Annotated in this window: 26 protein-coding genes; 20 read left to right on the forward strand and 6 right to left on the reverse strand. The window is 69.6% G+C overall.

Going from position 1 to position 25,945, the window contains the following annotated elements:
- Nucleotides 1–22: 22 nt before the first annotated feature.
- From R3F55_01105 to R3F55_01165, 13 genes are all read left to right on the forward strand, one after another.
- Nucleotides 23–910, forward strand: a complete 888-nt coding sequence (locus R3F55_01105; GenBank protein ID MEZ5666038.1) for a sugar ABC transporter permease — start codon at nt 23–25, stop codon at nt 908–910.
- Entirely contained in the window at nt 907–1,743 is an 837-nt protein-coding gene (locus R3F55_01110; GenBank protein ID MEZ5666039.1) for a carbohydrate ABC transporter permease, read from the forward strand. Before R3F55_01105 ends, R3F55_01110 begins: the two co-directional genes overlap by 4 nt.
- 2 nt (nt 1,744–1,745) lie before the next feature.
- Nucleotides 1,746–2,531, forward strand: coding sequence for an enoyl-CoA hydratase-related protein (locus R3F55_01115; protein ID MEZ5666040.1), 786 nt, complete (start codon nt 1,746–1,748; stop codon nt 2,529–2,531).
- Between the two features lie 2 nt (nt 2,532–2,533).
- Entirely contained in the window at nt 2,534–3,316 is a 783-nt protein-coding gene (locus R3F55_01120) for an SDR family oxidoreductase (protein ID MEZ5666041.1), read from the forward strand.
- Nucleotides 3,317–3,325: 9 nt separating this feature from the next.
- On the forward strand, nt 3,326–4,387 hold the full coding sequence (locus R3F55_01125; GenBank protein MEZ5666042.1) for an ABC transporter ATP-binding protein: 1,062 nt from the start codon (nt 3,326–3,328) through the stop codon (nt 4,385–4,387).
- Nucleotides 4,384–5,280, forward strand: coding sequence for an SMP-30/gluconolactonase/LRE family protein (locus tag R3F55_01130; protein MEZ5666043.1), 897 nt, complete (start codon nt 4,384–4,386; stop codon nt 5,278–5,280). Before R3F55_01125 ends, R3F55_01130 begins: the two co-directional genes overlap by 4 nt.
- On the forward strand, nt 5,277–6,440 hold the full coding sequence (locus R3F55_01135) for a carbohydrate ABC transporter substrate-binding protein (protein MEZ5666044.1): 1,164 nt from the start codon (nt 5,277–5,279) through the stop codon (nt 6,438–6,440). The genes R3F55_01130 and R3F55_01135 overlap by 4 nt, the downstream gene beginning before the upstream one ends.
- Nucleotides 6,437–7,651, forward strand: a complete 1,215-nt coding sequence (locus R3F55_01140) for a CaiB/BaiF CoA-transferase family protein (GenBank protein MEZ5666045.1) — start codon at nt 6,437–6,439, stop codon at nt 7,649–7,651. Before R3F55_01135 ends, R3F55_01140 begins: the two co-directional genes overlap by 4 nt.
- Before the next feature lie 101 nt (nt 7,652–7,752).
- Entirely contained in the window at nt 7,753–8,463 is a 711-nt protein-coding gene (locus tag R3F55_01145; GenBank protein ID MEZ5666046.1) for a ribonuclease activity regulator RraA, read from the forward strand.
- 353 nt (nt 8,464–8,816) lie between these two features.
- Nucleotides 8,817–9,797 (forward strand): C4-dicarboxylate TRAP transporter substrate-binding protein, encoded by a 981-nt coding sequence (locus tag R3F55_01150; GenBank protein MEZ5666047.1) that lies wholly within the window; start codon nt 8,817–8,819, stop codon nt 9,795–9,797.
- Between the two features lie 48 nt (nt 9,798–9,845).
- Nucleotides 9,846–10,301 carry a TRAP transporter small permease subunit gene (locus R3F55_01155; protein MEZ5666048.1) on the forward strand — a complete coding sequence of 152 codons (456 nt, stop codon included), beginning with the start codon at nt 9,846–9,848 and terminating at the stop codon, nt 10,299–10,301.
- On the forward strand, nt 10,301–11,581 hold the full coding sequence (locus tag R3F55_01160; protein ID MEZ5666049.1) for a TRAP transporter large permease: 1,281 nt from the start codon (nt 10,301–10,303) through the stop codon (nt 11,579–11,581). The genes R3F55_01155 and R3F55_01160 overlap by 1 nt, the downstream gene beginning before the upstream one ends.
- A gap of 24 nt (nt 11,582–11,605) precedes the next feature.
- Nucleotides 11,606–12,337 carry a GntR family transcriptional regulator gene (locus R3F55_01165; protein MEZ5666050.1) on the forward strand — a complete coding sequence of 244 codons (732 nt, stop codon included), beginning with the start codon at nt 11,606–11,608 and terminating at the stop codon, nt 12,335–12,337.
- Between the two features lie 60 nt (nt 12,338–12,397).
- Here the strand turns inward: R3F55_01165 and R3F55_01170 are convergent, their stop codons facing one another.
- The 3 genes from R3F55_01170 to R3F55_01180 are packed head-to-tail and all read right to left on the reverse strand — an operon-like array spanning nt 12,398 to nt 15,913.
- Nucleotides 12,398–13,408, reverse strand: coding sequence for an ABC transporter permease (locus R3F55_01170; protein MEZ5666051.1), 1,011 nt, complete (start codon nt 13,406–13,408; stop codon nt 12,398–12,400).
- Nucleotides 13,408–14,922, reverse strand: coding sequence for a sugar ABC transporter ATP-binding protein (locus R3F55_01175; GenBank protein MEZ5666052.1), 1,515 nt, complete (start codon nt 14,920–14,922; stop codon nt 13,408–13,410). The genes R3F55_01170 and R3F55_01175 overlap by 1 nt, the downstream gene beginning before the upstream one ends.
- Nucleotides 14,923–14,977: 55 nt before the next feature.
- Nucleotides 14,978–15,913, reverse strand: a complete 936-nt coding sequence (locus R3F55_01180; GenBank protein ID MEZ5666053.1) for a sugar ABC transporter substrate-binding protein — start codon at nt 15,911–15,913, stop codon at nt 14,978–14,980.
- 565 nt (nt 15,914–16,478) lie between these two features.
- On the opposite strand from R3F55_01180, the gene R3F55_01185 reads away from it, so the two are divergent.
- Nucleotides 16,479–17,261, forward strand: coding sequence for an SDR family NAD(P)-dependent oxidoreductase (locus tag R3F55_01185; protein MEZ5666054.1), 783 nt, complete (start codon nt 16,479–16,481; stop codon nt 17,259–17,261).
- Between the two features lie 24 nt (nt 17,262–17,285).
- Here the strand turns inward: R3F55_01185 and R3F55_01190 are convergent, their stop codons facing one another.
- The gene (locus tag R3F55_01190) at nt 17,286–18,164 is read right to left on the reverse strand and encodes an N-acyl homoserine lactonase family protein (GenBank protein MEZ5666055.1); all 879 of its coding nucleotides are present in this window, start codon (nt 18,162–18,164) and stop codon (nt 17,286–17,288) included.
- Between the two features lie 30 nt (nt 18,165–18,194).
- The gene (locus R3F55_01195; GenBank protein ID MEZ5666056.1) at nt 18,195–18,659 is read right to left on the reverse strand and encodes a hypothetical protein; all 465 of its coding nucleotides are present in this window, start codon (nt 18,657–18,659) and stop codon (nt 18,195–18,197) included.
- Between the two features lie 173 nt (nt 18,660–18,832).
- Between R3F55_01195 and R3F55_01200 the strand changes: the two genes are divergently transcribed.
- From R3F55_01200 to R3F55_01225, 6 genes are all read left to right on the forward strand, one after another.
- Complete coding sequence (locus tag R3F55_01200) at nt 18,833–19,873, forward strand: LacI family DNA-binding transcriptional regulator (GenBank protein MEZ5666057.1); 1,041 nt, start codon at nt 18,833–18,835, stop codon at nt 19,871–19,873.
- A gap of 204 nt (nt 19,874–20,077) precedes the next feature.
- The gene (locus R3F55_01205; GenBank protein MEZ5666058.1) at nt 20,078–20,887 is read left to right on the forward strand and encodes an SDR family oxidoreductase; all 810 of its coding nucleotides are present in this window, start codon (nt 20,078–20,080) and stop codon (nt 20,885–20,887) included.
- A gap of 27 nt (nt 20,888–20,914) precedes the next feature.
- On the forward strand, nt 20,915–21,706 hold the full coding sequence (locus R3F55_01210; GenBank protein ID MEZ5666059.1) for an N-acyl homoserine lactonase family protein: 792 nt from the start codon (nt 20,915–20,917) through the stop codon (nt 21,704–21,706).
- Between the two features lie 49 nt (nt 21,707–21,755).
- Nucleotides 21,756–22,649 (forward strand): NAD(P)-dependent oxidoreductase, encoded by an 894-nt coding sequence (locus R3F55_01215; protein ID MEZ5666060.1) that lies wholly within the window; start codon nt 21,756–21,758, stop codon nt 22,647–22,649.
- A gap of 4 nt (nt 22,650–22,653) precedes the next feature.
- Nucleotides 22,654–24,009 (forward strand): MmgE/PrpD family protein, encoded by a 1,356-nt coding sequence (locus R3F55_01220; GenBank protein ID MEZ5666061.1) that lies wholly within the window; start codon nt 22,654–22,656, stop codon nt 24,007–24,009.
- A gap of 15 nt (nt 24,010–24,024) precedes the next feature.
- Nucleotides 24,025–24,441: a carboxymuconolactone decarboxylase family protein gene (locus R3F55_01225; GenBank protein ID MEZ5666062.1), complete on the forward strand. Its 417-nt coding sequence runs from the start codon at nt 24,025–24,027 to the stop codon at nt 24,439–24,441.
- Nucleotides 24,442–24,717: 276 nt separating this feature from the next.
- On the opposite strand, the gene R3F55_01230 is transcribed toward R3F55_01225, so the two are convergent.
- Nucleotides 24,718–25,941, reverse strand: coding sequence for an MFS transporter (locus R3F55_01230; protein MEZ5666063.1), 1,224 nt, complete (start codon nt 25,939–25,941; stop codon nt 24,718–24,720).
- Nucleotides 25,942–25,945: the final 4 nt, after the last annotated feature.

The following is a 25,945-nucleotide window of genomic DNA, read 5'->3' on the forward strand; positions in this document are numbered from 1 at the left end:
TCGCGCTCGACGGACGCACGCCATGCTGCGCAAAGACCGCCGGTTCCTGTGGCTGTTCCTGGCGCCGACCGCGTTGCTGCTGGCCGTGTTCCTGTACTATCCGATGGTCGGAACGATCATCGAGAGCTTCTACAAGACGTCGTTCGTCAACCCGGAACCGCAGTTCGCCGGCACCGAGCTGTACGACCGCATGTTCGCCAGCCGCGATTTCTACGAGGTGCTGGTCAACTCCGTGGTCTGGACCGTGGGCGTGGTGCTGCTGCAGAACGTCCTCGGCTTCTTCACCGCCCTGCTGCTCGATCGACACCTGCCGTTCCGCGGCTTGACCCGCGCGATCGTGCTGCTGCCGTGGGTGCTGCCCGGCGTGGTTGCCGCCATCCTGTGGCGGTTCCTCTACGACCCGCAGCTCGGGCTGGTGAACTCGCTGATGATCCGACTAGGCATCGCCGACACCGGCGCGGCCTGGCTGGCCGACAGCGGCACCGCGATGGCGGCGGTGATCTTCGCGGCGGTGTGGAAGGGCTTCCCGTTCTCGACGCTGATCTATCTCGCCGCCCTGCAGAACGTGGACCGCGAGCAGCTCGAGGCGTCGACCATCGACGGTGCCGGCCCGTTCCGGCGGCTGGTCGATGTGATCCTGCCTGCCATCCGCAGCGTGATCCTGGTCAACGTGGTGCTGACCACTATCCTGACCTTCAACTACTTCGACATGGTCTGGGTGCTGACCCGCGGCGGCCCGCAGAACGCCACCCACATCTTCCCGACCCAGATCTTCGAGCTGGGCTTCGGCCAGTTCCGCTTCGGCGAGGCTGCGACATACGGCACCATGTCGATCCTGGTGCTGGCCGTGCTGGTCAGCCTGTATGTCGTGGCCCAGCGCTCCGGCGCCGCGCGGCGGCGACGGGCATGAGCGCCCACGGCCGCAAGCTCGCGGTCCGTGCCGCGCTGATCGCGGCGCAGGCTCTGCTCGCGCTGTTCGTGCTCGTTCCGGTCGGCTGGATGGTCTCGGTCAGCCTGAAGCCGACCACTGAGCCGTTCGCGGTGCCGGCACGGCTGTGGCCGCAGGACCCGACGCTGGACAACTACGCCACCGCCTTCCGGCCCGAGTTCCAGGACTATTTCCTCAACTCGCTGATCGTGTCGCTCTCGACGGTGGCGATCACGGTCACCCTCGGCCTGCTCGCCGCCTATGCGTTCAGCCGGGCCAGGCTGGCGGTGATCACCGCGATGATGTCGCTGGTGGTGCTGGCGCAGATGTTCCCGCACTCGGCGATCATCATCCCGATCTACAAGATGATGCGCGGCGCCGACCTGCTCGACACCTATGCGTCGCTGATCGTCGCCTATGTCTCGGTGACCCTGCCGGTCGCGATCTGGATGTTGCACGGCTTCCTCGCCAAGCTGCCGGTGGCGCTGGAGGAGGCAGCCGGCATCGACGGCGCCGGCCCGGTACGCGTGTTCCTGGAGATCGTGGTGCCGCTGGCGCGGCCGGGCGTGATCGCCACCGCCGTCTACGTGCTGATCGTCACCTGGCAGGAATTCCTGTTCGCGCTGTCCTTCACCTCGACCAAGGAGATGCGCACGCTCCCGGTCGGCCTCAACGACTTCATCGGCCAGTACGGCATCCGCTACGGCGAGCTGATGGCGTCGTCGGTGATGGTGTCGGTGCCGGTGATCGCAGTGTTCTTCCTGCTGCAGCGCTATTTCGTCGCCGGGCTGACCGCCGGCGCGGTGAAAGGATGAGCATGACGGAACCCCTGCTGCTGCGCGAATGCCCGATGCCCGGTGTCGCGCGCCTCACCTTCAACCGGCCGGACAAGCTGAACGCGCTGTCGACGCCGATGATCGACGCCCTGGACGCGGAGTTGGCGGATATCGCCCGGGATCGCGGCGTGCGCGTGCTGGTGCTGCGCGGCGCGGGCGACCGCGCGTTCGTCGCCGGCGCCGATATCGGGGAATATCGCGGCGGCCCAACCGAGGCCTTCATCGCCTTTCAGCTGCGCGGACGCGCGGTCTTCGACCGCCTGGAGCGGATGCCGCAGCCGGTGATCGCCGCGGTCGACGGCTTCGCCCTCGGCGGCGGGTTCGAGATCGCGCTGTGCGCCGACATCATCGTCGCCACCACGCGCGCGCAGTTCGGCCTGCCCGAGGGCCGCCTCGGCCTGTGCCCCGGCGGCGGCGGCACCCAGCGCCTGGTCCGCGCGGTCGGCAAATACGCCGCGGCCGACATGCTGTTGGCGGGCTGGCGCATCGACGGGCCGCGCGCCCGGCAACTCGGGCTGGCCGCCGATTGCGTCGCGCCGGAGCAGCTGGACGACATGGTCATGGCGCGCGCCCGCGCCTGCCTGCGCGTCGCCCCGCGGGCACAGGCGGAGATGAAGCGTTTGCTGCGCGAAGGCTACGACGCGCCGCTGCCGACCGCGCAGAGCCTGGAACAGGAAGTGCTGTTCCGCCTGTACGGCAGCCGCGACGCCGGCGAGGGCATCGACGCCTTCCTCGACAAGCGCGAACCGGTTTTCACGGGGGAATGACGATGCCGAACCCGATGCAGGAGTTCGAGGGCAAGGTCGCCGTCGTGACCGGCGCCGCCATGGGGATCGGCGCGGCCTGCGCCCACCGGCTGGCCGAAGGCGGGGCCCGGGTCGCGGTGACCGACATCGACGCCGACGCCGGCGAGGCGACCGCCGCCGCGATCCGCGCCGCCGGCCACGACGCCGCCTTTTTCCGCGCAGACGTCCGTGCCATGGCCGAAATGGAGGCCATGGCCGGCGCCGTCGCCGGGCGCTGGGGCGGGATCGACATCCTGGTCGCCAACGCGGCCCGCGCCATCGGCGGAGTCGTCGACCAGATCGACGAGGCCGCGTGGGCCGAGGTGATCGACACCAACCTGACCGGGGTATGGCGCAGCATCCGCGTCTCGGTGCCTTCGATGCGGACGCGCGGCGGCGGGGCGGTCGTGGCGATGTCGTCGGTGCAGGGCCTGATCGGCTTCAAGGGCTGGGCTGCCTATGCCGCGGCCAAGGGCGCGATCAACGCCCTGGTCCGCCAGGCGGCGGTCGACCTGGCGCCGGCCGGCATCCGCGTCAACGCGGTGGCGCCGGGTACGATCATGACGCCGATGAACGAGCGCATCTTCCGCGAGACCCCGGACCCGGAGGCACTGCGCGAGGCCTGGAACCGCGCCCATCCGATCGGCCGTTTCGGCCAGCCGCCCGAGGTGGCGGAGACGGTGGCCTTCCTCGCCGGCCCGCGCGCCTCATTCATCACCGGCGAGGTCGTGCGGGTCGACGGCGGCCTCGCGATCAAGGGCGAATAGCGCCAGGCCATGGCAACGGTAAGCCTGTCGAACCTGACCAAGACGTTCGGGTCGTTCGTCGCGATCGAGGCCCTGGACCTGGAGATCGCCGACGGCGAGTTCCTGGTGCTGCTGGGGCCGTCTGGCTGCGGCAAGACGACGACCATGCGGCTGGTCGCCGGGCTCGACGAGCCGACCCGCGGCGACATCCTGATCGACGGCCAGCGTGTCAACGACAAGCCGGCGCGCGACCGCGACCTCGCCATGGTGTTCCAGAACGATGCGCTGTACCCGCACATGACGGTGGGCCAGAACATCGGCTATCCGCTGAAAATCCGCCGCGTGCCGATGGCGGAGCGCGTGCGCAGGGTGCGCGAGGCGGCAGCCAAGGTCGAGCTGGAGGCCCTGCTCGCCCGCCGCCCGGCCGAGCTGTCCGGCGGCCAGCGCCAGCGCGTGGCGCTGGCCCGCGCGATCGTGCGCACGCCGCGCCTGTTCCTGATGGACGAGCCCCTGTCCAACCTGGATGCCAAGCTGCGCACGGTGATGCGCGCGCAGCTGAAGCACCTGCAGCGCGAACTGGGCACCACCACGATCTATGTGACCCACGACCAGGTCGAGGCGATGACGCTGGCCGACCGGATCGTGGTGCTGAACAACGCCCGCATCCAGCAGGTCGGTACGCCCGCCGAAATCTATGGCAGGCCGGCCAACGCCTTCGTTGCCGGCTTCATCGGATCGCCGCCGATGAACCTGCTGGACGGGACCGTGGAAGCCGGCCATTTCCGGCACCCGGGGGGCAGCGTGCCGGTGCGGGCGGCGGATGGCATCCGTGCCCTGCTCGGCCAGCGCCCGGAGGACATCGCGGTTGTGCCGGCCGCGGACGGCGACCTGCGCGGCCGGGTCTATTCCTCCGAGCTGCTCGGCGACGTCGTGCTGCTGACGGTCGAAATCGCCGGCGTGCTTGTCGTGGTCAAGGTTCCCGCCGGCGCCGGGCAGGCCATGGGCGAGGCGGTCGGCCTGCGCTTCGACCGCGACAAGCTGCACCTGTTCGCCGCCGACGGCGGAAGCCGGATCGGAGATTTCGCGTCATGACCAGCTATCGGTTCGAAACCGGGGGCCCGACGTTGCTGCCGATGGAACGCGCCCGTGTCCACTTCGACGGCCTGTTCTCCGAGCCGCGGTTGCGCCACCCCGAGGGCGTCGCGGTCGGGCCGGACGGCGCCGTGTGGTGCGGCAGCGAGGACGGCGACATCCTGCGCATCGCCGCCGACGGCGCCGGGCTGGAACGCGTCGCCGGAACCGGCGGCTTCACCCTGGGCCTCGCCTTCGACGGCGACCGTGCGCTGTTCGCGTGCGATCTGCGGGCTGCGGCGGTGTTCCGGCTCGACCTCGCCGACCGCAGCCTGACCCGGTTCACCGGGCCCGGCATCCGCATCCCCAACTATCCGCTGGTCGACCGCGCCCGCGGCCTGCTGTTCGTCTCCGACAGCTACGGTTTCGGCACGCCCGGACCCGGCATCTGGGCCTATGACCTCGAGTCCGGCGCGGGCGGCCTGTGGTACGACCGCGCGCTGAACTTCGCCAACGGGCTCGCCATGCGCAGCGGCGAGGACGCCGTCTATGTCTGCGAGACCTTCGCCCGCACGGTCACCCGCATCCCGATCCGCGCCGACGGCAGCGCCGGCGCGCCGGAGACCTTCGCGACGGAGCTGCCGGGCCTGCCGGACGGCATCGCCTTCGATTCCGCCGGCAACCTGGTTGTCGCCTGCTACGAGCCGTCGCGCCTGCTGCGTGTCGCCGCCGACGGCAGCCGCACCGACGTGCTGATCGAGGACCCGACCGCGCACCTGCTCTGCCACCCGACCAACATCGCCTTCGACGGCAGCACGCTTTACACCGCCAACCTGGGCCGGTGGCACATCACCCGGGTGGCGATGGACATCGGCGCCGAGCCGCTCTGGCGCGCGGCACAGGGCGGCACATGAGCGCCGCGTTCAGCGGCCTGACCTGGGACCACCCGCGCGGCTACGACGCACTCGCGGCGGCGGCCGCAATGGCCAGCGCCGGTCATGCGCGCCCGCTGGTGCAGTGGGACAGGCAGCCGCTGGAAGGGTTCGAAAGCGCGCCGATCGGCGAACTCGCCGCGCGGCACGACCTGCTGGTTCTCGACCACCCGCATATCGGCGAGGCGGCGGCGCTCGATTGCCTGCAACCGCTGGAGGCGCTGTACCCGGCGGACCGGATCGCCGCCTGGCGTCGCCAATCGGTCGGCGCCGCGCTGGACTCCTATGTCTGGGCAGGCAGGACCTGGGCTCTGCCGCTGGATGTCGCCATGCAGGTCTGCGCGCGCCGCCCCGACCGGGTTGCCGACGCGCCCGGCGACTGGGACGCGGTCGTCCGCCTCGCCGAGCGGCTGCCGGTGGCGATCTCGGTCGCCGGACCGCATCCGCTGCTCATGCTGTTCGCGATCGCCGCCGGCCATGGCGCATTGCCTGGCGGCGACGACCTGCTCGACGACCGCGTCGCGACGGACGCGCTGGCGCTGATGCACCGGCTGCACAAGCTCGCGCCGTCGGGAACCGCCAGCCTGAACCCGATCGCGCTGCTCGAAGCCATGGCGACCGGCGATGCCATCGCGCTGGTCCCGCTGGTCTTCGGCTACGTGACCTACGCCATGCCCGGCACCCGCGCGCATGCCCTCGGCTTCACCGATGCGCCGCGCGTATCGGGCAGCGGGCGACGCGGCTCGGTGCTGGGCGGCACCGGAATCGGCATCACCCGCCGGGCGGTGCCGGACGCGGCCCTGCTGGCGCACCTTGCCTGGCTGATGGACCCACGCACCCAGACCGCGTTCGTACCGGCGCACGGCGGCCAGCCATCGGCCCGCGACGCCTGGACCGACGCCGGCGTCAACGCCGCCTGCGGCGGCTTCTATCGCGATACGCTGGCCACCGCCGAGACCGCCCTCGTGCGGCCGCGCTTCGACGGCTACGTCGCCTTCCAGAGCCGCGCCGGCGAACGCATTCGCCGCGCCCTCGCAGCGGCCGAGCCGGCCGCGGTCACGCTGGCGGGCCTGCGCGACGACTGGCGCCATGCCCGCGCCGCCGCCCGCGGCGACCTCGACGACACAAGGAGCATCCGATGACCGAAGGTGCGCTCGAGGGCCTTCGCGTCCTCGACTTCTCCCACCTGTTGCAGGGGCCGTTCGCGACCCAGCTGCTCGCCGACCTGGGCGCGGACGTGATCAAGATCGAGCGACCGGGCAAGGGCGACCTGTTTCGCTCGCTGACCTTCAACAACCGCTGGGTCGGCGGCACCGAAAGCCCCAACTTCCTCGCCTGGAACCGCAACAAGCGGTCGCTTGCGCTGGACCTGAAGGCACCGGAAGCCAAGGAGATCGTCTTCCGCCTCGCGGCCGATGCGGATGTGGTGGTGCAGAACTTCCGTCCCGGCGTGATGCAGCGCCTCGGCTACGGCTACGAGGCATTCAAGGCGGTCAACCCGCGGATCGTCTATTGCTCGGGTTCGGGCTACGGCGAGAGCGGGCCCTATGTCGACCGGCCCGGGCAGGACATGCTGCTGCAGGGCCTGACCGGCCTGATGGCGGCCACCGGGCGCGGCGACGGGCCGCCGGTGCCGGTCGGCGCCGGCTTCTCCGACCAGATCGGCGCAATGAACATGGTCTATGCGATCCTGGCGTCGCTGCTGTGGCGGGAGCGATCGGGACGCGGCCAGGAGATCAGGATCGACCTGATGTCCGGCATGCTTGCCCACCAGGGCCAGGAAATGGTGATGGCGCTGAACTTCGGCCAGGACTTCCGGCGGCCGCACTCGGGCATCGGCCATCCCGGCATGGATGCGCCGTTCGGCGTCTACCCGACCAGCGACGGCTGGGTGACCATCGCGATGAGCCCGTTCGCGACCCTGGTCGGCGTGCTCGGCGACGACAGCCTGCTGGTCTATGACGATCCGCAGACGCTGTTCGACCGCCGCGACGAGGTCTGGGAGAAGCTGGCGGCCCACACCCGGACCTGGACCACCGCCGACCTGCTGGCTGCCATGCTGGCGGTCGACATCTGGTGCGGCGAAGTCAAGACGCACCTGCAGGCGGCGGACGATCCGCAGGTGCGCCACATGGGCTGCATCGCCAGCTACGAGCACCCCACGGCCGGCACGGTGCAGGTGGTGGCGCCGGCGCCAAGGCTGGGTGAGACGCCGGCCACGATCCGCCGCCCGGCGCCGCTGGTCGGCGAGCACTCCGCCGAGATCCTGGCCGGGATCGGATATGCGGAAGCGGATGTCGAACGCCTGGTCGCGGCCGGCATCGTCGGCGAGCCGGCACCCGAACCGGCCTAGCGGCGCAGCGCGCTGCGCTGGCGCCAGCGCGGCAACGTGTCTAACGTGCGCGCGTCGGCGACCCGCCGTCCCGCCCACTTCGAACTTTTCCAGAGCGCAGAATGAACCCGAACACCAGGACCAGGCTCGCCGGCGTCTCCGTCGCGACGCTGTCGACCGCATTGTTCAAGCGCGGTCTGCGCAATCAGGTTATCCAGGATGTGCGCCCGGTGGCGCCCAAGGGCCGCAACATGGTCGGCCCCGCCTACACCCTGCGCTATGTGCCGGCGCGCGAGGACCGCAACACGATGGACGTGTTCCGCAACCCGGACCATCCGCAGCGCAAGGCCATCGAGACCTGCCCGGCGGGCCACGTGCTGGTGATGGACAGCCGCAAGAACCCGCGCGCAGCCTCGGCGGGCGACATTCTGGTCACGCGGCTGATGCAGCGCGGCGGTGCCGGCGTGGTGACCGACGGCGGGTTCCGCGACGCGCACCGGATCGCCGAGCTCGACATCCCCGCCTACCACAACCGGCCGTCGAGCCCGACCAATCTGACGCTGCACGAGGCCATCGACCTCGACGTTCCCATCGCCTGCGGGGACGTGGCGGTGTTTCCGGGCGACGTCCTGGTCGGCGACGACGACTGCGTGATCGTCATTCCGCAGCACCTGGCGGACGAGATCGCGACCGAGGCTGTGGAAATGACCGCCTATGAGGATTTCGTGGTCGAGAAGGTGCGGGCCGGCTGCAGCATCGTCGGCCTCTATCCGCCGACCGACGAGGCCAACCTGCGCGCATTCGCCGCCTGGCGCCAGGCCAACGGGCGGTAGCCCTCGCCCCCCAAACAGAGCTGCCGGACGACGGCCGCCTGCTTCACGCCGAGACGGCCGCCGCCGGCAGGTGTCACCTCGCCTTGCAACCGCCCGCGATGTACGGCCACTCCGTCATCGCGAGGCGCGCAGCGACGTGGCGATCCAGGACCGCTGCAACGGGCCGCTTCGCCGGACTGCCGCGCCGCCTTCGGCGGCTCGCAACGACGGACCACGGACCGCGCGGCTGCGTCCCTCTTCGCCTGCCGCCCGGCCGGAGCCGGCCAATTCGGCGACCCAAGCCTGTTGACACCGCCACGCGCACGGTGCGACTAATATATTAGTCTACAATAATACGACTGGGAGGAACTCCAATGGTCAAACGATTGGAATTGCTGGGTATTCCGGCGGTGTTGGCGTCGGTCCTGGTGCTGGCGGCGCCCGCCGAAGCGCAGACGACGCTGCGCATCGGCACCGTGCTGGCGCCCGACGACCCGATGGGACAGGGACTGGAGCGCTTCAAGGCCGAGGTCGAGGCCGCCACCAACGGCGAGGTCCTGGTCGAGGTGTTCCACAACTCGCAGCTGGGCGACACCACAGAGATGCTGGACCAGGCCCGCGCCGGCGCCAACGTCGGCACGGTCACCGACGTGGCCCGGCTTTCCAGCTTCGTGCCGTCGCTGGCGATCATGTCGGCGCCGTTCCTGTTCGACACCTACGACGATGCGGACAGGTTCGCGATCTCGCCGGAATACCTGGCCTGGGGCGACCAGCTGGCGGAGGAAGCCGGCATCGTCATGCTCGCCTCGAACTGGTACCAGGGTGCGCGTCACGCGCTCACCCAGATGCCGATCGAGACGCCGGCCGACTTGGCCGGGGTGCGGATGCGCACGATCGGCGCGCCGGTATGGATCGAGACCATCCGCGCGATGGGTGCGGAGCCGACCCCGATGCCGTGGGGCGAGGTCTACTCCGCCCTGCAGACCGGAACGCTCGACGCCGCCGAGGCGCAGCCGACCGCGATCTGGGGCGCCAAGCTGTATGAGGTCGTCAGCAACGTCACGCTGACCGGGCATATCCAGCTGGTGACCGCGCTGGTGATCGGCAAGGACACCTGGGACGAGATCACACCGGAGAACCAGGCGATCGTGCGCAGTCTCGCGGTCGAGAACGGGCGTTATGCCTCCGGCCTCACCATCGAGCTGGGCGAGAAAGCCCTGCAGGACGTCGCCGCCGCCGGCGTCGAGGTTCGCGAGGTCGACCTCGCCCCGTTCAAGGAGGCGGTTGCCGGCGTCTACGAACTGCTCGATCTGACTGCGGAAGCGGGGATCGTCAGGGACGTTCTGGCCCGCTGACGGCCGGCACAGGCACAGGCACAGGCATTCGACAGGCACGATCCCCCCATGTATCGGCGCGTGGAGTTTGCCTGTGCCATCGCCATTCTCGCGGCGATCGTCGTCCTGGTCGGCGTGGCCTCGGTCGCCCGCACCCTGGGTGCGCCGATCATCTGGTCGGTCGAGATCGCGCAGCTGCTGTTCGTTTGGGAGTGCATGCTGGCCGCCGATCTCGCCATGCAGCACGACCGTCACTTCGGCTTGTCGGTGCTGCTCGACCGGCTCGGCACGCGCGCCCGCCGGATCGTCGTGATCGGCAATCTGCTCGTACTCATCGCCCTGCTCGGCTTCCTGCTGGTCTATGCCGTGATCAACACCGGCCTGATGCACCCGCGGCTGATCGGCGCGACGCAGATGAATGCGTCCCTGGTCCACGCGGCGATGCCGTTCGGACTGGCGCTGATGCTGCGGACGCTTGCGGTCAAGCTGTGGCATGCCATCGCAGAAATGCGCGGTACCTCCTGATGCTCGCGCTGATCGCCATCCTGTTCGCCGTCTTCCTGGTTGTCGGCCTGCCCATCGCCTTCGCGTTGGCGCTGGCCGCCATTCCGGTGTTCACGCTGACCGGCACGATGCCGCCGACCGTGGTGCTGCAGAAGATGGTCACGGCGACGCAGAACTTCCCGCTGCTCGCGGTGCCGTTCTTCATTCTCGCCGGCAACCTGATGAACGTGACCGGCATCACCGAGCGGCTCATTCGCTTCGCACGGCTGTTGAGCGGGTGGATGGCCGGCGGCCTGGCCCAGGTCTCGATCGTGCTCAGCCTGATGATGGGCGGGGTCTCCGGCTCGGCGGTCGCCGATGCCTCGATGGAATCGCGGCTGCTCGGCCCAGGCATGGCGGCGCAGGGCTATTCCCGTGGCATCACGGCGGCGATCCTCGCCTTCGGTTCGATCATCACGGCGACGATTCCGCCGAGCATCGGCCTGATCCTGTTCGGCTACATCAACGAGGTTTCGATCGGCCGGCTGTTCCTGGCCGGCATCCTGCCCGGCGTGCTGTTGACGATCGTGCTGATGGCGACCTGCTGGATCGTCGCCAAGCGCCGCGGCTACCGGCCCGACCTGCAGCGGCGCCCGACCGCGCGCGAGCTCGGCACCAGCTTCGTCGACAGCATCTGGTCGCTGATGTTCCCGATCATCCTGATCGTCGGCTTCCGGTTCGGCTTCTTCACCGCCACCGAGGCCGGCGTCTTCCTGGTCTTCTATGCGCTGGCGGTCGGCGTGCTGGTGTATCGCGAGCTCAGCTTCGCGAAGATGTACGAGGCGTTCCGCAGCTCGGTCGGCGACCTCGGCATGATCATGCTGCTGATCATGATGGCGGCGGTGCTGGGCTATGCCGTCACTATCGAGCGCGCGCCGCAGAACATCACCGAGTTCGTGACCACCCTGACCGCCGACCCGCTGGTCACGCTGATGCTCATCGTCGCCGTGCTGGTCATCAGCGGCATGTTCCTGGAGGGCGCCGCCAACATCCTGCTGGTGACGCCGATCGTGATGCCGGTGCTGGTCAGTGCCGGCTACGATCCCGTCCATCTCGGCATCCTGATGGTGACGCTGGTCAACTTCGGCGGGCTCACGCCGCCGGTCGGGGTGATCATGTTCACGGTTTGCGGCATCCTGGACACCAAGACGGGCGAATACACCGTCGCCGCGATCCCGTTCTTTGCGGCCTTCGCCGTGTTTTTTGCGCTGCTGGTCGCCTTCCCAGACCTGAGCCTGCTCCTGCCGGCACTGCTGATGTAATGACGCGAAACCCGGGGCCCCACCATGCCGGTTAGCACCCTGTCGGCAGCGCTGCTGGAAGAAGCGCGCGAATCGTCGACGTCGGCGCCGCGGGGCTCCGCCGCGAACCGGATCTATGCCGGCCTGCGCGCCAGAATCCTCAGCCTCGACCTGAAGCCCAATGCCAAGGTCTCGCGCAACGAGGTCGCCGAGGCCTACGGCGTCAGCCAGGCGCCGGTGCGCGATGCGCTGCAGAAGTTGGCGCATGACGGCCTGGTGATATCCTATCCGCAGTCGCGGACGGTGGTTTCACGGATCGACCTGGAGCACGCGCGCGAGACGCAGTTCCTGCGCCGCAGCGTGGAAATCGAGGTCGCGCGGGCGTTGGCGCGCAACGCAGCCGCCGAGGCGCTGGTGCCGGCCGGCCGCATCCTGCGCATGCAGCGCCTCGCCGGCGAAGACAAGGACATCGGGGAATTCACCGCGCTGGACGGGCTGTTCCACCTGTCGCTGTTCGAGGCCGCCGGGGTTGCCCGCCTCTACCACATCGTCGCCGCGCGCGGCGGCCATATCGACCGGTTGCGGCGCCTCAACCTGCCCGACCCCGGCAAGCTGACCGAGGTGGTGCAGCAGCACGAACAGATCCTGCGCGCGATCCGCAATCGCGACGAGGCGGCGGCCGAAGGCGCGGTGCGGGCTCATCTCTCCGGCACGCTGGCCGCCTCCGAGGAGATCCGCAGGAAGTTCCCCGACTATTTCGGCGGCCAGCTTCCCTGAGGCGCGGCCCGCTGCGCCGCCGCGCCGGTGCCGCGTTGCCCAGTCCGCGCCCTTTGGCCGTCACAGGCTGGCGGCATAGCGGCGCGCGAGGGCCGACATGCCGACCGCGAGGATCAGGATCCCGCCCTTGAAGATCGGCTGGAAATGGGTCGGCGCGCCGAAGATGCTGAGGCCGTTGAAGCCGACCGCGAGGATCAGCACGCCGATCAGCGTGCCCACGATATGGAATTCGCCCTCCTTCAACGTCGCCGAGCCGAGGAAGACGGCGGCGAACGCATCGAGCAGATAGCCGTCCGCCGCGCCCAGCGTGCCGCTGCCCAGCAGCGCCGACAGCAGCACCCCGGTCAGCGCGGCGCAGAAGCCCGCGGTGACGAAGGCGAGGATCTTGACCAGGTCGACCCGGATTCCCGACAGCCGCGCCGCCTCGATGTTGGCGCCGACCGCCTGCATGCGCTGGCCGAAATCGGTCTTGTTGAGGATGATCCACAGTACCACCAGTACCAGCGCCATGATCAGCACCGGGCTCGGCAGGTCGAGGATCGGGCGGCTCAGCGCGATGTCGGTGAACGCGAAGGGGATGCCCGAAGCGATCGGGAACTGGCTGTAGGTGAAGCCGATGCCGGACAGCATTGTGCCGATGCCCAGCGTGGTGATCACCGCATTGATGCGGATCTTCGTCACCAGTACGCCGTTGATGCCGCCGATGCCCGAGCCGACCGCGAGCGCCAGCACGATGCTGAGCCAGATCGGCAGCCCTTCGTGCGCCATCAGCCCGGTGACGATCAAGCCGACGAAGCTGGCGACGAAGCCGACGCTGAGATCGAACTCGCCGACCACCAGCGTGTAGGTCAGCCCGCTGGCGATGATGGCGGTCAGCGAGGCCTGGCTGAGGATGTTGATCAGGTTCGCGCGCGACAGGAAAATGTCGGGCGCGTTCAGGCCGAAGACCACGATCATCAGCAGCAGGCCGACGATGGTGCCGTAGCGCGACAGCAGGATCAGCGCCTTGCGCTTCGTCGACGCCCGTCGCTGAGCGCGCAGCTCCTCCGCCGCCATCCCCACTTCGGCCATCACGCTTGGTCTCCGTTTTCCTGTGCGTCGTGGTAGCTGAGCTCGATTATCGCCGCCTCGGTGATATCCGACCCGGTCAGCTCGCCCGTCAGCCGCCCCTCGCGCATGACCAGCACGCGGTCCGCCAGCAGCGCCAGTTCCTCGACGTCGGACGAGATCACCAGGATGCCGACGCCGTCGCGCGCCAGCGCGCGGATCGACGCGTGGATTTCCTCGCGCGCCCCGACGTCGACGCCGCGGGAGGGTTCGTCGAGAATAAGCAGGCGCATGCCTGCCGGCAGCCAGCGCGCGATCAGCGCCTTCTGCTGGTTGCCGCCTGAGAGCCCGGCGATCTTCACCAGCGCGGACGGCGTCTTGATGCCCAGCTCGCCGATCAGGCGCTCGGCCTGGCGCCGTGCCTTCTGGGCCGAGACGAACGGCAGGCCGGGCAGGGCCCGGATGCGGCGCAGCGTCGCCACGTTGATGTTGAAGCCGACCGGCTGTTGCAGCATCAGTCCCTGCGAGCGCCGCTCCTCGGGCACCAGCGCGATGCCGGCGTCGATCGCGCCCGCCTCGCCCGCCACCCGCAGCCGCTTGCCGTTCAGCTCGAAGTGCCCGGCATCGGGCCGGGTGACGCCGGCGATCAGGTGCGCCAGTTCCGTGCGGCCGGCGCCGACGAGGCCGCCGAGCGCCAGCACCTCGCCGCGGAACAGCTCGAAGCTCACAGTCCTGACCCGGTCTTTCCATGAGACGTCGCGGACCGCGAACAGCGGCGGCTGCGACCGGTCGGCGGTCACCCGATCGGTGTCGCGGACCGTCCGCACGTCATGGCCGATGATGGCGCGCACCAGGCCTTTCTTGTCGAGCGCGCCGCGCTCGGCCTCGGCCGCGACGCGGCCGTCGCGCAGCACGGTGATCCGGTCGCACAGGCTCAGCACCTCTTCCAGGCGATGCGAGACATAGAGGATCGCCACGCCCTGAGCGGCGAGGTCGCGCACGATGGAGAACAACTGCTCGCTTTCCGGCCCCGACAGCGAGGCGGTGGGCTCGTCCATCGCGATCATCGCCGCGTCGCGCGCCAGCGCCTTGCCGATCATCACCAGCCAACGCTCGGCCACCGACAGATCGGCGACCCGCGTCTCCAGCGGAAAGCGGATGCCGACGCGCTCGGCGGCGGCACGGGCACCGCCGCCGGAGCGGCGCCAGTCGATCAGCCCCAGGCGCGTGACCTTCGGCGCGCCGAGCAGCATGTTCTGCAGCGCGCTGAACTGCGGAATCAGGTTCAGTTCCTGATGGATGAACGCCAGCCCGGCACGCTCCGACGCCTGCGGCGATCCCCGGTGCAACTCGTGGCCGGCTATGGCGATGCTGCCCCGGTTGGGGACGGTCACGCCGGCAAGGCAGCGGATCAGCGTCGACTTGCCGGCGCCGTTGGCGCCGACCAGCCCATGAACCCTGCCGCGTTCGACATCGAGGTCGACGTTGTCGAGCGCCAGCTCGCCGGCGAACAGCTTGGTCAGTCCGCGGATCTGCATCCAGGCGCCGGGGGACGCGGATGCCTCCCCCGACGCCGACTGCTCCGTCGCGGTCTCACATGCCATCCGGATGTTCTGCCAGGAACGCCTCGACGTTGTCCTGGGTCACCACCACGCCCGGGATCGAGATGACCTTCGGCTCCCACGCGTCGCCCGCGTCGATCGCCGCCAGGATGGCCTCGAAGACCTGCTTGCCCTCCTCATAGGCCGGCTGCCAGACGGTGGCGGTCATGTAGCCGTTCTTCACCAGGTCCAGCGCCTGCAGGCTGCCGTTGATCGAGACCGTCACCACGTCCGTCCGGCCGGCCTGCCGCAGCGCGGCGACCGCGCCGGTGGTCGGCTCGTCCCAGCAGGACCAGATCCCCAGCGGCACGCCGTCGGTGCCGGGGTGCGCCGTCAGCCAGGCCGCGGCGGTGGCGTTGCCGAACTGCACCTGGCCGGGGACCACGACCTCGGCATAGTCGACGTTGATGCCGTCCTTGCCGGCGATGCCCTCGTCGAAGCCGACGCCGCGATCGATGCAGAGCTTGCCGGGGTGGAAGGTCAGCGCGAGGATGTTGGCGGTATCGCCCACGGTGGCAAGCAGGTAGTTGACGGAATCGTCGCCGACCTGCTGTCCGCTGGTGGTCACCACGACCCCGTCGACGATCTCGCCGCCCCAGGCAGCCACCGGAATGCCGGCCCCGCGCGCCGCGGCGATGCCGGAGCCGAGCGAGCTGGAGGCATAGGCCAGGGTGAAGATCGCGTCGACGCCCTGGGCGACGAACGTGTTCATCGCGGCATTGGCCTGGTCGGCGCTGGCCTGCGTGTCGATCACGCTGACGTCCCAACCGGCCGCGGTCGCGGCATCTGTCGCGCCGTTGATCACTGCGATGTTCAGCGCGTCGTTTGCCAGCAGCGCGACGATGCCGAGCGTCTTGGCCTGCGCCGAGACGGCGGTGGCGGCAATCAGCGCGCCGGCCGCCGCCGTGGCGAGCAGCAATTTGTTCATGCCCAGTTTCCTCTCCCTGATGTGCTGCCGCTGGGCCCCTTGGGCGCCCATTCCTTTTGGCGGCGACGTCCCCCGAGCCCCCGGTCACCTCGTGTCAGCCAGACGCGACCCTGCCGGTCGCACGACCGCCCGGCGGCTCCGGCCGCGGCAGTGCTCCTGGATCGGCACACCACGTTTGGTACCGGTATCATGCCGTAGAAGCCGAAGTCTGGCAAGACGTCTGTGGCGGCGACGTGCCGCGGTTCGCAACCCGGCCAACGGTGTGCACCGACGGTGGATGAAGCGCGCCGCGCCGCCGCGACAAATACAGCCAATCTCCCGGACTCCCGGCGTTTTGTCCTGCATTTCCGCCTCTACGCAGGCAGTCCCGGTCGTCCGAGTGCGGCCGGGCAACCAAGATTGCGACACGGCGGGCGAACGGCGCGCACGGATCGGCGACGCCATGCCAGCGGCGCGCCGATCGGCCCGATGCATCAATATTCTTGTTATCGGTACCAAGTATGGGCTATCTGGGCCGAAAATGCGCACCGCGACCGGGTGCCGGCGCGAACGAGGGGGGAAGGCAATGCAGGTCACCTATGATTTCTCCGGCAAAGGCGTCCTGTTGATCGGGGCGACCACGGGCATCGGCCGCGCCACCGCCCTCGCCTTCGCGCGCTCGGGAGCAAATCTCTACATCTCGGGAATCGGCGCGGCGCAGGGCGACAGCCTGGTCGCGGACCTGCGCGACCTCGGCGTCGAGGCGGAGTTCGAGGAGGCCGACGTCCGCGACGGCGCCGCGATGGCGCGGCTGCACGCAAACGCCTTCGCCCGCTTCGGCCGGATCGACGTCGCATTCAACAACGCCGGCGTTTCGGGCAAGACGGCACCGGTGCACGAACTCGAGGACGCCGACTACGACTTCCTGATGGACGTCAATCTCAAGGGCATCTTTCACGGCCTGAAGCACCAGGTGCCGCACATGGTCGCCAAGGGCGGCGGCGCCATCGTCAACACCTCGTCGCTGTTCGGCGTGATGGGCTTCGCGACGACGGCGGTCTACTGCGCCAGCAAGTGGGGCGTGATCGGCCTGACCAACTCGGTGGCGCTGGAGGTGGCGCGCAAGAACATCCGGGTGAATGCCATCGCGCCGGGCTCCGTGATGACGCCGCTGATCACCGACATGTTCGGCAGCGAGCAGGCCGCGCGCGACACCGTGCTGCCGATGATCCCGATGGGGCGCATCAGCGACCCGTCCGAGATCGCCCAGCTGGTGCTGTTCCTGTCTTCGGACGCCGCATCGTTCATCACCGGCCAGGCCGTCGTCATCGACGGCGGCGGCTTCGTCGCCGGCGCCGACCAGCTCTGACGGCGGGACGGACCCTGCGGCCGCTCAGGCCACGCAGGACGTATCGCCGCCGGCCAGCGCGATCTCGACCACCTGCAATCCCCTGCCGGTCAGCCGCGACGGGAACGCCGTCTTCAGCCGATCCTCGTGCACCGGAATGACGCGTCGCACCTCGCCGCCCACGGACTTGAGCATCGCCTCGCTGGCGAACAGCAGGTTGTGCTGGCTGCCGACCGCCAGCCCGATCGGGACGATCTCGGGATTGGCAGGGTCGAGCCCGGTGAGGTTGTCGTACGTGTAGATCAGGTCGCCGGCGAACACCCACTTGTCCTCGCCGTCGCGGGTGCCGTCGTTGCGCACCGTGACATACATGCTGCCATAGGTGTGGCTGTCGGCGGCGAGGTGGACGTCGATGCCCGGCAACACGTCCTCCATATCGCCGTCGATCAACACCATCCGCCCTTCCTTGGCCGCCGCGACCGCCTTCACGATGTCGGCCGGGTCGCCGCCGCCAACCAGGAACCGGAACTCGGGCCCAAGCGTCAGCGCCCACACCCATTGGTCAAGCTCGCGCTTCTGGATGAAGAAGCGCGCGTTGGGGAAATGATCGATCGCACCGATGTGGTCGAAATGGGCGTGGGTGACGAATACGGCCGTGATGTCCTCGGGCGCGACGCCGCACTCGGCCAGCACCACGCGGGGTCCGTGGTAGTTCGAGACGCCGTAGTTGTCGGCCAGCGTCTTGCCATAGTTGACATGGTCGTAGCCGGTGTCGATCAGGATGGTCTCGCCCTTGCCCTTCATCAGCACATAGGCATAGGGCAGCTTGCGGGTGCCCTGGTGCATCGGCCCGTAGAGCATGACGTTGAACGGGAACAGCTCCACCGCCGCGTACTCGAGCACCCAGATCGAATAGTCCGCCATCGCTTCCTCCCAGGGCCTGTCGTTGCCGGTCTAGGGCGCGGGCGCCGCGTGGGCGGCACAGCACGCCTGCGCGAAGTTCACCGGCTCGAAACCGGGCATCAGCCGCGACACCGCATGCAGGTGGCCGACCGCGGCTTGCAGCGCCGCGACCAAGCCGTCGCGATCGCGCTCTGCCGCGACCGGTCCGGCGCAGGTCGTCGCCGCCGCGCATGCGTGCGCTACCGCCGCGCAGGCGGCGCGAAGATGGTGGTGGTGATGTCCGGCACCCGATGGCACCGCCAGCGCGCGGGCCGCCTCCGCGGCGCGCGCCGCCGCCGCGCCCGCGCCCAGGATCGGCGCATCGGGCAGGGTCCGCGGCCCGCGCGACGTCATCAGCATCAGTGCATAGCCGGACACCTGCGTCAGCACCCGCTGCAAGTCGCCATGCAGTTGGCGCGCCGCATCCAGGTAGCGCAGCATCGCCTGCTCTTCGGCAAGTCCGGTCAACGGATGCACCGCCTGCCTCCCCCCCCCTCGACGCCGGCTTGACGATCCGGCTTTCGCATGGGCCGGTAGCTAGCGCAATTTGATACCGGTAACAACAAAATTGACGCCGAACTGCGGAAAGCGCTTGTTGGCGTCGTCTCACGCGCTATTGATCAGCGTCGGCAATTCGAAGGGAGTTCGCCATGCCGAAGCGCTCCTCCGCCCGCGCCGGCGCCGGGACCGGCAGCGCGCGGATGCGCGACGTCGCGATGCGGGCCGGGGTTTCGACGATGACGGTCTCGCGCGCGCTGAAGGAGCCGAGCAAGGTCTCGGACGAGATGCGCGAGCGCGTGCTGCGCGCGGTGCGCGAGATCGGCTACCTGCCCAACCATCTCGCCGGCAGCCTGTCGTCGAACCGTTCGACGACGATCGGCCTGATCGTGCCCAGCATCGACAACTCGATCTACACGCAGACCGTCAAGGGGCTGTCGGAGGTGCTGAAGCGCTCCGGCTTCCAGCTGATGATTGCCGAGACCGGCTATGACCCGAACGAGGAGGAAGAGCTGATCGCGGTCTTTCTCGGCCATCGGGTCAGCGGGCTTGTGCTGCACAGCACCGAGCACACGCCGGGTGCCGCCCAGGCCATCGCCAAGGCCGGCGTGCCGGTGGTCGAGACCGGCAACATACCGACGCAACCCCTTGACATGGTTGTCAGTTATTCGAACCGCGAAGCCGCCTACGCCATGACCACGCACCTGGGCCGGCTCGGCTACAGGCGCATCGCCTTCGCCTCGCTGTACTCCGTGCACAACGACCGCTCGCAGGACCGCCTGCAGGGCTACAAGGACGCGCTGGCCAAGCTGGGCCACGACTACGACCCGCGACTGGTGGTCGAGACCGAGCGCGGCCTGGCTGCAGGCGCCGAGCTGGTCGCCCGGGTGGTGCAGACGGTGCCGGAGGTCGACGCGCTGTTCTGCGCCGGCGACGTGCTGGCGGTCGGCGCGCTGTTCGAGTGCGGCAAGCGCGGCTGGGCCGTGCCCGAGCGGATCGCCATCGCCAGCTTCGACGACGTCGACCTGCTGCGCCACGTCTCGCCCTCGATGACCACGTTGCGCCTGCCCCGCCACGACATCGGCGAGCGGGCCGCACGCATGTTGCTCAGCCGCATCATGGACGGTGCCGAACACCTGCGCGGCAGCGTCGTCGACCTGAAGTTCGAGGTCATCCAGCGCGAGAGCACCTGAGCCCGCCCGGTCGCGGACGGCCGATCCGTTGGCCGTTGCATCGGTTCCAGTGCGGTTCTATAGTTGGCGATTGTTACCGGTATCATGATTTCCGGCATCTCAGATCGACCGCCGCTGCCGATGCGGTGGCGCGCCGCGGCCGGCGGCGGAGCGGGGGATGGGCGCGATTGTCGTTCACGCACTGGGCACGACGGGGCGGCTCGCATGGCTGCGCATGAGGCGGCCGGCCGCGCATTGGACGGCTGCCGCGCGCTGGTCACCGGCTCGACCGGCGGCCTGGGGCTGACGAGTGCCGAAGGGCTCGCCCGCGCCGGCGCGGCGGTGATGCTGCACGGGCTGGCGCCGGCGGCCGAGGTCGAGCCGCGGCGGCAGCAGCTTGCCGCGGAGACCGGGGCCGAGGTCGCCTATCGCAGTGCCGACCTTTCGTCGCAGGCGGGCGTCGACGACCTGGTCGACGGTACAAGCCAAAGCCTCGGCGGCATCGACATCCTGGTCAACAATGCGGTGGTCCGCCATTTCGCGTCGGTCGTCGACTTCCCCACCGAATCCTGGGACGCCTCGCTGGCTGTCAACCTGTCGGCCGCCTTCTTCGCCATCCGCCGCCTGCTGCCTTCGATGCGGCGAAACAACTTCGGCCGCATCTTCAACATCGCGTCGGTCTATGGCCTGCGCGGAACGACCGACCGGGTCGGCTATGTGGCGACGAAATCGGGCCTGCTCGGTCTGACACGCGCCGTCGCCCTCGAGAATCTCGACTGCGACGTGACCTGTCACTGCATATGCCCGGGTTCGGTGCTGACGCCTGGCACCGAGGGCCGCGTCGAGCGCATCATGGCCGAGCGCAACACCGACCGCGGCCAGGCGGAGCGCATCTTTCTGGAGGGCAAGCAGCCCGGCGGCAACTTCGTCGCACCGCAAAGCGTGTCGAACCTGCTGGTATTCCTGTGCGGCCCGGTCGCGCGCGACATGACGGGGGCGACGCTGCCGGTCGAGGCCGGCTGGCTTGCCAGCTAGTCCGCGCCGGCACGAAAGGAGGCCCCGATGGACGACACCTACGAGCTTTTCGCGGTCCGCTACGGCCACCACGACCGCAATGCCGCCGCCAACTTCATCGGCGGCGATCCGCACGACGGTCCGATGCCGCTGGACTATTTCGTCTGGGCGATCGTCGGCCGCGACAGAACCTTCGTGTTCGACACCGGCTTCGACGCCGAAACCGGCAAACGGCGCCGGCGCGACCTGCTGCGGCCGGTCGGCGAAGGCCTGAAAATGATCGGCGTCGAACCCGACAGCGTGCAGGACGTGATCATCTCGCACATGCACTTCGACCATTGCGGCAACCACGACCTGTTCCCGCAGGCGCGCTATCACGTGCAGGATGCGGAGATGGCCTATTGCACCGGGCGCTGCATGTGCCACCCGTTCCTGCGCCACGCCTACGACTATGGCGACGTGTCCAGCATGCTGGCGCGGCTGTTTGCCGGCCGCGTCAGCTTCCATGACGGCGAATCGCAGGTCGCGCCGAACCTGACCGTGCATCGCATCGGCGGCCATACCCGGGGCCTGCAGGCGGTGCGCGTGCTGACCCGCCGCGGCTGGGTCGTGCTCGGCTCGGACGCCGCTCACTTCTATGCCAATTTCGAGCAATATCGCCCCTTCCCGGTGGTCGAGAGCGCCACCGAGATGCTGGAAGGCTACGACACCATGCGCCGCCTCGCCTCGTCGCCGCGCCACATCGTTCCGGGCCACGACCCGCTGGTGCTGACGCGCTATCCGACGGCCCTCGACGGGGTCGGCGACATCGTGCGCCTGGATCTGGACCCGGTCGCCTGACGCACGCCCGGATCGCGACCAACGCTTGCAGAACGGGAGGAGTGTCGGCATGAGCGGCACCAGGATCGGATTTGCCGGCATCGGCCGGATGGGCGCCCCGCTCGCCCGGCGCCTGCTGAACGCCGGCCATTCGGTGACCGTGTTCGACACTAATCCCGTCGCAGTGGAGGCGCTGGCCGCAGCGGGCGCCGACAGCGCCGCCAGCCCCGCCGCTCTCGCCGGCATTTGCGAGGTGGTTCTGGTCTCGCTGCCGACGCCGGAGATCGTTGAGGCCGTGGCACTCGGTGCCGATGGCCTGAGTGCCGGCGGCAGCGTGCGCATCGTCGTCGACCTTTCGACCACCGGGTCGCGTGTCGCCAAGGCGGTCGCCGCGGGCCTCACCGCCGCCGGCATCGCCGCAGTCGACTGCCCGGTCAGCGGCGGTGTGGCCGGAGCCGAGAAGGGCACGCTGGCGCTGATGGCCGCCTGCCCGGCACCGGTGCTGGAGGAGATCCGGCCGATCCTCGAATGCTTCGGCCGGGTGTTCCACGTCGGCGCAGAGCCGGGCATGGGCCAGACCATCAAGGTGATCAACAACCTGATGTCGGTGACCGCACTGTCGATCGCCTCGGAGGCGCTGGTGCTCGGCGCCAAGGCGGGGATCGACCCGGCCAAGCTGGTCGAGGTCATCAATGCCGGCAGCGGCGCCTCCAACGCCACCCTGACCAAGATTCCCAAATTCGTGCTCACCCGCAGCTTCGACTTCGGTTTCGCGCTCGAGCTGTCGGCCAAGGACGTCCGCCTCTGCCTTGAGGAGAGCGAGGCGCAGGGGGTGCCGATGATCGTCGGCAGCGCGGTCAGGCAGCTGCTGACCATCGCCAAGGGCAGGTTGGGCGGCAGCGCCGACCTGACCGAGATCATCAAGCCGATCGAGGAATGGTCCGGCGTCCAGGTCGCAGGCTGATCCGGTGACCGAGCCCGGCCAGTCGCGCAGGCTGGCGACCTTCGTCGCCGACTCCGACCCGGCCGACCTGCCGGTCGCCGTCCGCGACCACGTGCTCAGGCTCGTGCTCAACGGCTTCGGCACCGCGATCGGCGGCGCGGCGGACCAGGCGCTGCACAACCTCGCCCGGGCCGTACTGCCGTTCTCGGCGAGCCCGCAGGCCACGGTGATCGGCACGGACGTGCGGGCGGACATGCCGACGGCTGCCTTCCTCAATGCCGCCGCGCTCAACGTGTTCGACTTCGACGACAACCACGCCGGCACGGTCATCCATCCGACCGCGCCGGTGCTGCCGGCGGCGCTGGCGCTGGCCGAGACGCGGGAGGTCGGCGGCGCGGCCTTGCTCCACGCGGTCGCCCTCGGCATCGAGGTGGCATGCCGGATCGGCACCGCCGTGTCGCCGGGCCACTACGATCGCGGCTGGCACATCACTGCCACCTGCGGCGTGTTCGGCGCCGCCGCTGCCGCATCCCGCCTGCTCGGTCTCGACGCCACCCGCACCCTGTGGGCGTTCGGCAATGCCGCGGCCCAGGCCGCCGGGCTGGTCGAGACGCTCGGCCACATGGCCAAGAGCGTCGGTGTCGGCGGCGCCGCGCGCAACGGGCTGATGGCGGCGTTGATGGCGCAGGCGGGAGTCGCCGGCCCGGACCGGCCGCTGGAGGGGCCGCGCGGATTCCTGCGCGTCTGCTGCGACGCGCCGCGGCCCGAACGCATCGATGCCGAACTCGGCACCCGGTGGGAAATGTTGCAGGTCATGCTCAAGCCCTATCCCTGCGGCGTCGTGCTGAACCCGGTCGTCGATGCCTGCCTGGCCCTGCGGGCCGATCCGGCCTTCGCCGCCGAGCGCGTGGAACGGATCCGGGTCCGCGGCAACCCCCTGCTGAAGGCGCGCACCGACCGGCCCGGCGTCGTCACCGGTCGCGAGGCCCAGGTCAGCGCCCAGCATGCGGCGGCCGTCGCGCTGGTGCGCGGCTCCGCCGGACTGGCCGACTTTGCCGACGCGGCGGTGCGCGACCCCGCGGTGCGGGCGCTCGCCGCTCGCGTGGCGACCGTCGAGGCCGACGACACCATGCCGGTCGAGGCCGCGAGCGTTGCGACCGAGATGGTCGACGGCAGCCGGATCCAGTCGGCGGTGGCGCTGAGCCGGGGCAATCCCGGCCGTCCGATCGCCGACGCAGACCTCTCCGCCAAGTTCGCCGCGCTCGCCCGCCACGGCGCGCCCGGCGTGAATGCCGACCGCCTCGCCGCGGCGCTGTGGCGGCTTTCCGACATCGACCGCGTGGCGCCGCTGATGGCGCTTGCGCGGCCGCCCCTGCCCTGACAACGGAGGATCGCCATGACCAGCCGCCGCCCGGAATTCCAGGGCGAGAAGTTCGACCACGGCCTCGCCATCCGCCGCGAGGTTCTCGGCGACGCCTATGTCGACAAGTCGCTGTCCGCCGCCACCGACTATTCGGCGCCGCTGCAGAAGCTGATCACCGAGTGGTGCTGGGGCGAGATCTGGGGACGGCCCGGCCTGGACCGGCGCCTGCGCAGCGTGTTGAACCTGGGCATGACCATGGCGCTGAACCGGCCGGCAGAGTTCAAGGCCCACGCCCGCGGCGCCCTGAACAACGGCGTCAGCCGCGCGGAAATTGTCGAGATCGTGCTGCAGGGCGCGATCTACTGCGGCGCGCCGGCCTCGCTGGACGCGATGCGGATCGCCCAGGCGCTGTTCGACGAGATCGACGCCCAGGCCGAGGCCGGCGGCTGAGTGTGTCGCCTGAGTTCTGGGGACCTTACGCATCGTCGTTGCTGCGATGCTGACGCGACATGGGCAGAATGGTCATCCCGCATAGTCGACGGCCGCATGCATGCCATGCGACGGGCTGGCGGCACGCGCCGGCGGATCGCCAGCGGCGTCAAGACGCCGCATCAACCCACCGCCGGTGTCGTGCAACCGCACCTCGACCCACCGCTTCTGATCTGCGGTCCGGGCAGCGCGCTGTTCCGCGCGCCGGATGCCGGCCGGCCCGCGCCCGCAGCGCCGTCAGCCGGTGCGGACAACCCGGCGCTCGCTGGCTCGGGACAGCAACGCCAACACGAGGCCGGCGGCCGACATGCACAGCATCAGCCAAAGTGCGCCGATCCAGCCACCGGCGTCGATCCGCGCCGCGGCAAGCGCCGGCGGGCCAAACAGCTGCCCGGCGTTGGTCGCCATCACCATGAGCCCGCTCATCGCGCCGACCTGCGCAAGGGTGGGCGCATAGACCGGCGCGGACGCCAGGGAAGATGCCGGCACGAGGCCTCCGGCGACGCCGAAGCCGACAGCGAATGCCAGATGCAACAGCGGGTGGCCCGCAGCGCCGTTGAGATAGATCCCGGCCTCGGTCAGGACCATGCCGCCGGCCCCGATGCTGAGCAGCAGCCAGATCGGCCATCCGAGGCCGAGCGCGCGGGCGGCGAGAAAGTTCCCGCCGGCATTGAACGCGAGCACGAGCGCGGGAACGGCCGCCGTCGTCAAGGCCCCCACATGGTAGGCTTCCCCGACATAGGTCGGCAGCCAGCTCATCAGGGCAATGTGCTGCGCCGCATAGAGTGCATAGGCCCCGGCAACCAACAGGCCGCCGGCACGGGTCACGACATGCCCCATGTCCGACAGGATCGACCGAGCGGACGAGAAGGACGCGCGACCCGGCGACCAGCGCGAAAGCGTCCGCCACAGCACGGCCGCCCAGACCAGGCACAGACCGGCGTTCAGGACCCACAGGCCTCGCCAGCCCAGCGCGTCGACGGCGCCGGCGGACAGCAGCAACATGCCGGCGAACCCCGCGGGCATGTAGATCGACCAGAATCCCAGCACTCGCCTCCTGTCGAGCGTGGATGTCGCCCGCGCGATGATTGCCGTCCCTGTTACGGTGGTCGCGGTGAAACCCAGGCCCTCGATCGCGCGCGCGGCGAGCATCAATTCCGCGCTCGTCGCCAGCGCGCCGGCAATACTGCCAACGGCCAGCGACAGCAGTCCGAACGCGATGACCCTGCCGATGCCGATACGGTCGGCGATCGCGCCGGCTACGAGACCCGTCGCGAATCCGACGACCGAAATCGTGGAGGCGATCCACCCGCCGAGAACCAGCCCGGCGTCAAGCTCTGCGCGGACCAGCGTCAGGGTGGGTGGCAGTTTGCCGATCTGCGCAGCGGCGAGAACGCCTGCAACGAAGACGAGCCAGACAATCCGCCATTGTGTCGCCTGGCTATCCGGGCTGGCCGCCATCGAT

This window comes from Alphaproteobacteria bacterium (assembly GCA_041396705.1).
Classification (GTDB): domain Bacteria; phylum Pseudomonadota; class Alphaproteobacteria; order CALKHQ01; family CALKHQ01; genus CALKHQ01.

Excerpts from the sequence above, each read along its gene's own strand:
- R3F55_01105 (MEZ5666038.1), top strand. The coding sequence starts at position 23 with ATGCTGCGCAAAGACCGCCGGTTCCTGTGGCTGTTCCTGGCGCCGACC.
- R3F55_01110 (MEZ5666039.1), top strand. The coding sequence starts at position 907 with ATGAGCGCCCACGGCCGCAAGCTCGCGGTCCGTGCCGCGCTGATCGCG.
- R3F55_01115 (MEZ5666040.1), top strand. The coding sequence starts at position 1,746 with ATGACGGAACCCCTGCTGCTGCGCGAATGCCCGATGCCCGGTGTCGCG.
- R3F55_01120 (MEZ5666041.1), top strand. The coding sequence starts at position 2,534 with ATGCCGAACCCGATGCAGGAGTTCGAGGGCAAGGTCGCCGTCGTGACC.
- R3F55_01125 (MEZ5666042.1), top strand. The coding sequence starts at position 3,326 with ATGGCAACGGTAAGCCTGTCGAACCTGACCAAGACGTTCGGGTCGTTC.
- R3F55_01130 (MEZ5666043.1), top strand. The coding sequence starts at position 4,384 with ATGACCAGCTATCGGTTCGAAACCGGGGGCCCGACGTTGCTGCCGATG.
- R3F55_01135 (MEZ5666044.1), top strand. The coding sequence starts at position 5,277 with ATGAGCGCCGCGTTCAGCGGCCTGACCTGGGACCACCCGCGCGGCTAC.
- R3F55_01140 (MEZ5666045.1), top strand. The coding sequence starts at position 6,437 with ATGACCGAAGGTGCGCTCGAGGGCCTTCGCGTCCTCGACTTCTCCCAC.
- R3F55_01145 (MEZ5666046.1), top strand. The coding sequence starts at position 7,753 with ATGAACCCGAACACCAGGACCAGGCTCGCCGGCGTCTCCGTCGCGACG.
- R3F55_01150 (MEZ5666047.1), top strand. The coding sequence starts at position 8,817 with ATGGTCAAACGATTGGAATTGCTGGGTATTCCGGCGGTGTTGGCGTCG.
- R3F55_01155 (MEZ5666048.1), top strand. The coding sequence starts at position 9,846 with ATGTATCGGCGCGTGGAGTTTGCCTGTGCCATCGCCATTCTCGCGGCG.
- R3F55_01160 (MEZ5666049.1), top strand. The coding sequence starts at position 10,301 with ATGCTCGCGCTGATCGCCATCCTGTTCGCCGTCTTCCTGGTTGTCGGC.
- R3F55_01165 (MEZ5666050.1), top strand. The coding sequence starts at position 11,606 with ATGCCGGTTAGCACCCTGTCGGCAGCGCTGCTGGAAGAAGCGCGCGAA.
- R3F55_01170 (MEZ5666051.1), bottom strand. The coding sequence starts at position 13,408 with ATGGCCGAAGTGGGGATGGCGGCGGAGGAGCTGCGCGCTCAGCGACGG.
- R3F55_01175 (MEZ5666052.1), bottom strand. The coding sequence starts at position 14,922 with ATGCAGATCCGCGGACTGACCAAGCTGTTCGCCGGCGAGCTGGCGCTC.
- R3F55_01180 (MEZ5666053.1), bottom strand. The coding sequence starts at position 15,913 with ATGAACAAATTGCTGCTCGCCACGGCGGCGGCCGGCGCGCTGATTGCC.
- R3F55_01185 (MEZ5666054.1), top strand. The coding sequence starts at position 16,479 with ATGCAGGTCACCTATGATTTCTCCGGCAAAGGCGTCCTGTTGATCGGG.
- R3F55_01190 (MEZ5666055.1), bottom strand. The coding sequence starts at position 18,164 with ATGGCGGACTATTCGATCTGGGTGCTCGAGTACGCGGCGGTGGAGCTG.
- R3F55_01200 (MEZ5666057.1), top strand. The coding sequence starts at position 18,833 with ATGCCGAAGCGCTCCTCCGCCCGCGCCGGCGCCGGGACCGGCAGCGCG.
- R3F55_01205 (MEZ5666058.1), top strand. The coding sequence starts at position 20,078 with ATGGCTGCGCATGAGGCGGCCGGCCGCGCATTGGACGGCTGCCGCGCG.
- R3F55_01210 (MEZ5666059.1), top strand. The coding sequence starts at position 20,915 with ATGGACGACACCTACGAGCTTTTCGCGGTCCGCTACGGCCACCACGAC.
- R3F55_01215 (MEZ5666060.1), top strand. The coding sequence starts at position 21,756 with ATGAGCGGCACCAGGATCGGATTTGCCGGCATCGGCCGGATGGGCGCC.
- R3F55_01225 (MEZ5666062.1), top strand. The coding sequence starts at position 24,025 with ATGACCAGCCGCCGCCCGGAATTCCAGGGCGAGAAGTTCGACCACGGC.
- R3F55_01230 (MEZ5666063.1), bottom strand. The coding sequence starts at position 25,941 with ATGGCGGCCAGCCCGGATAGCCAGGCGACACAATGGCGGATTGTCTGG.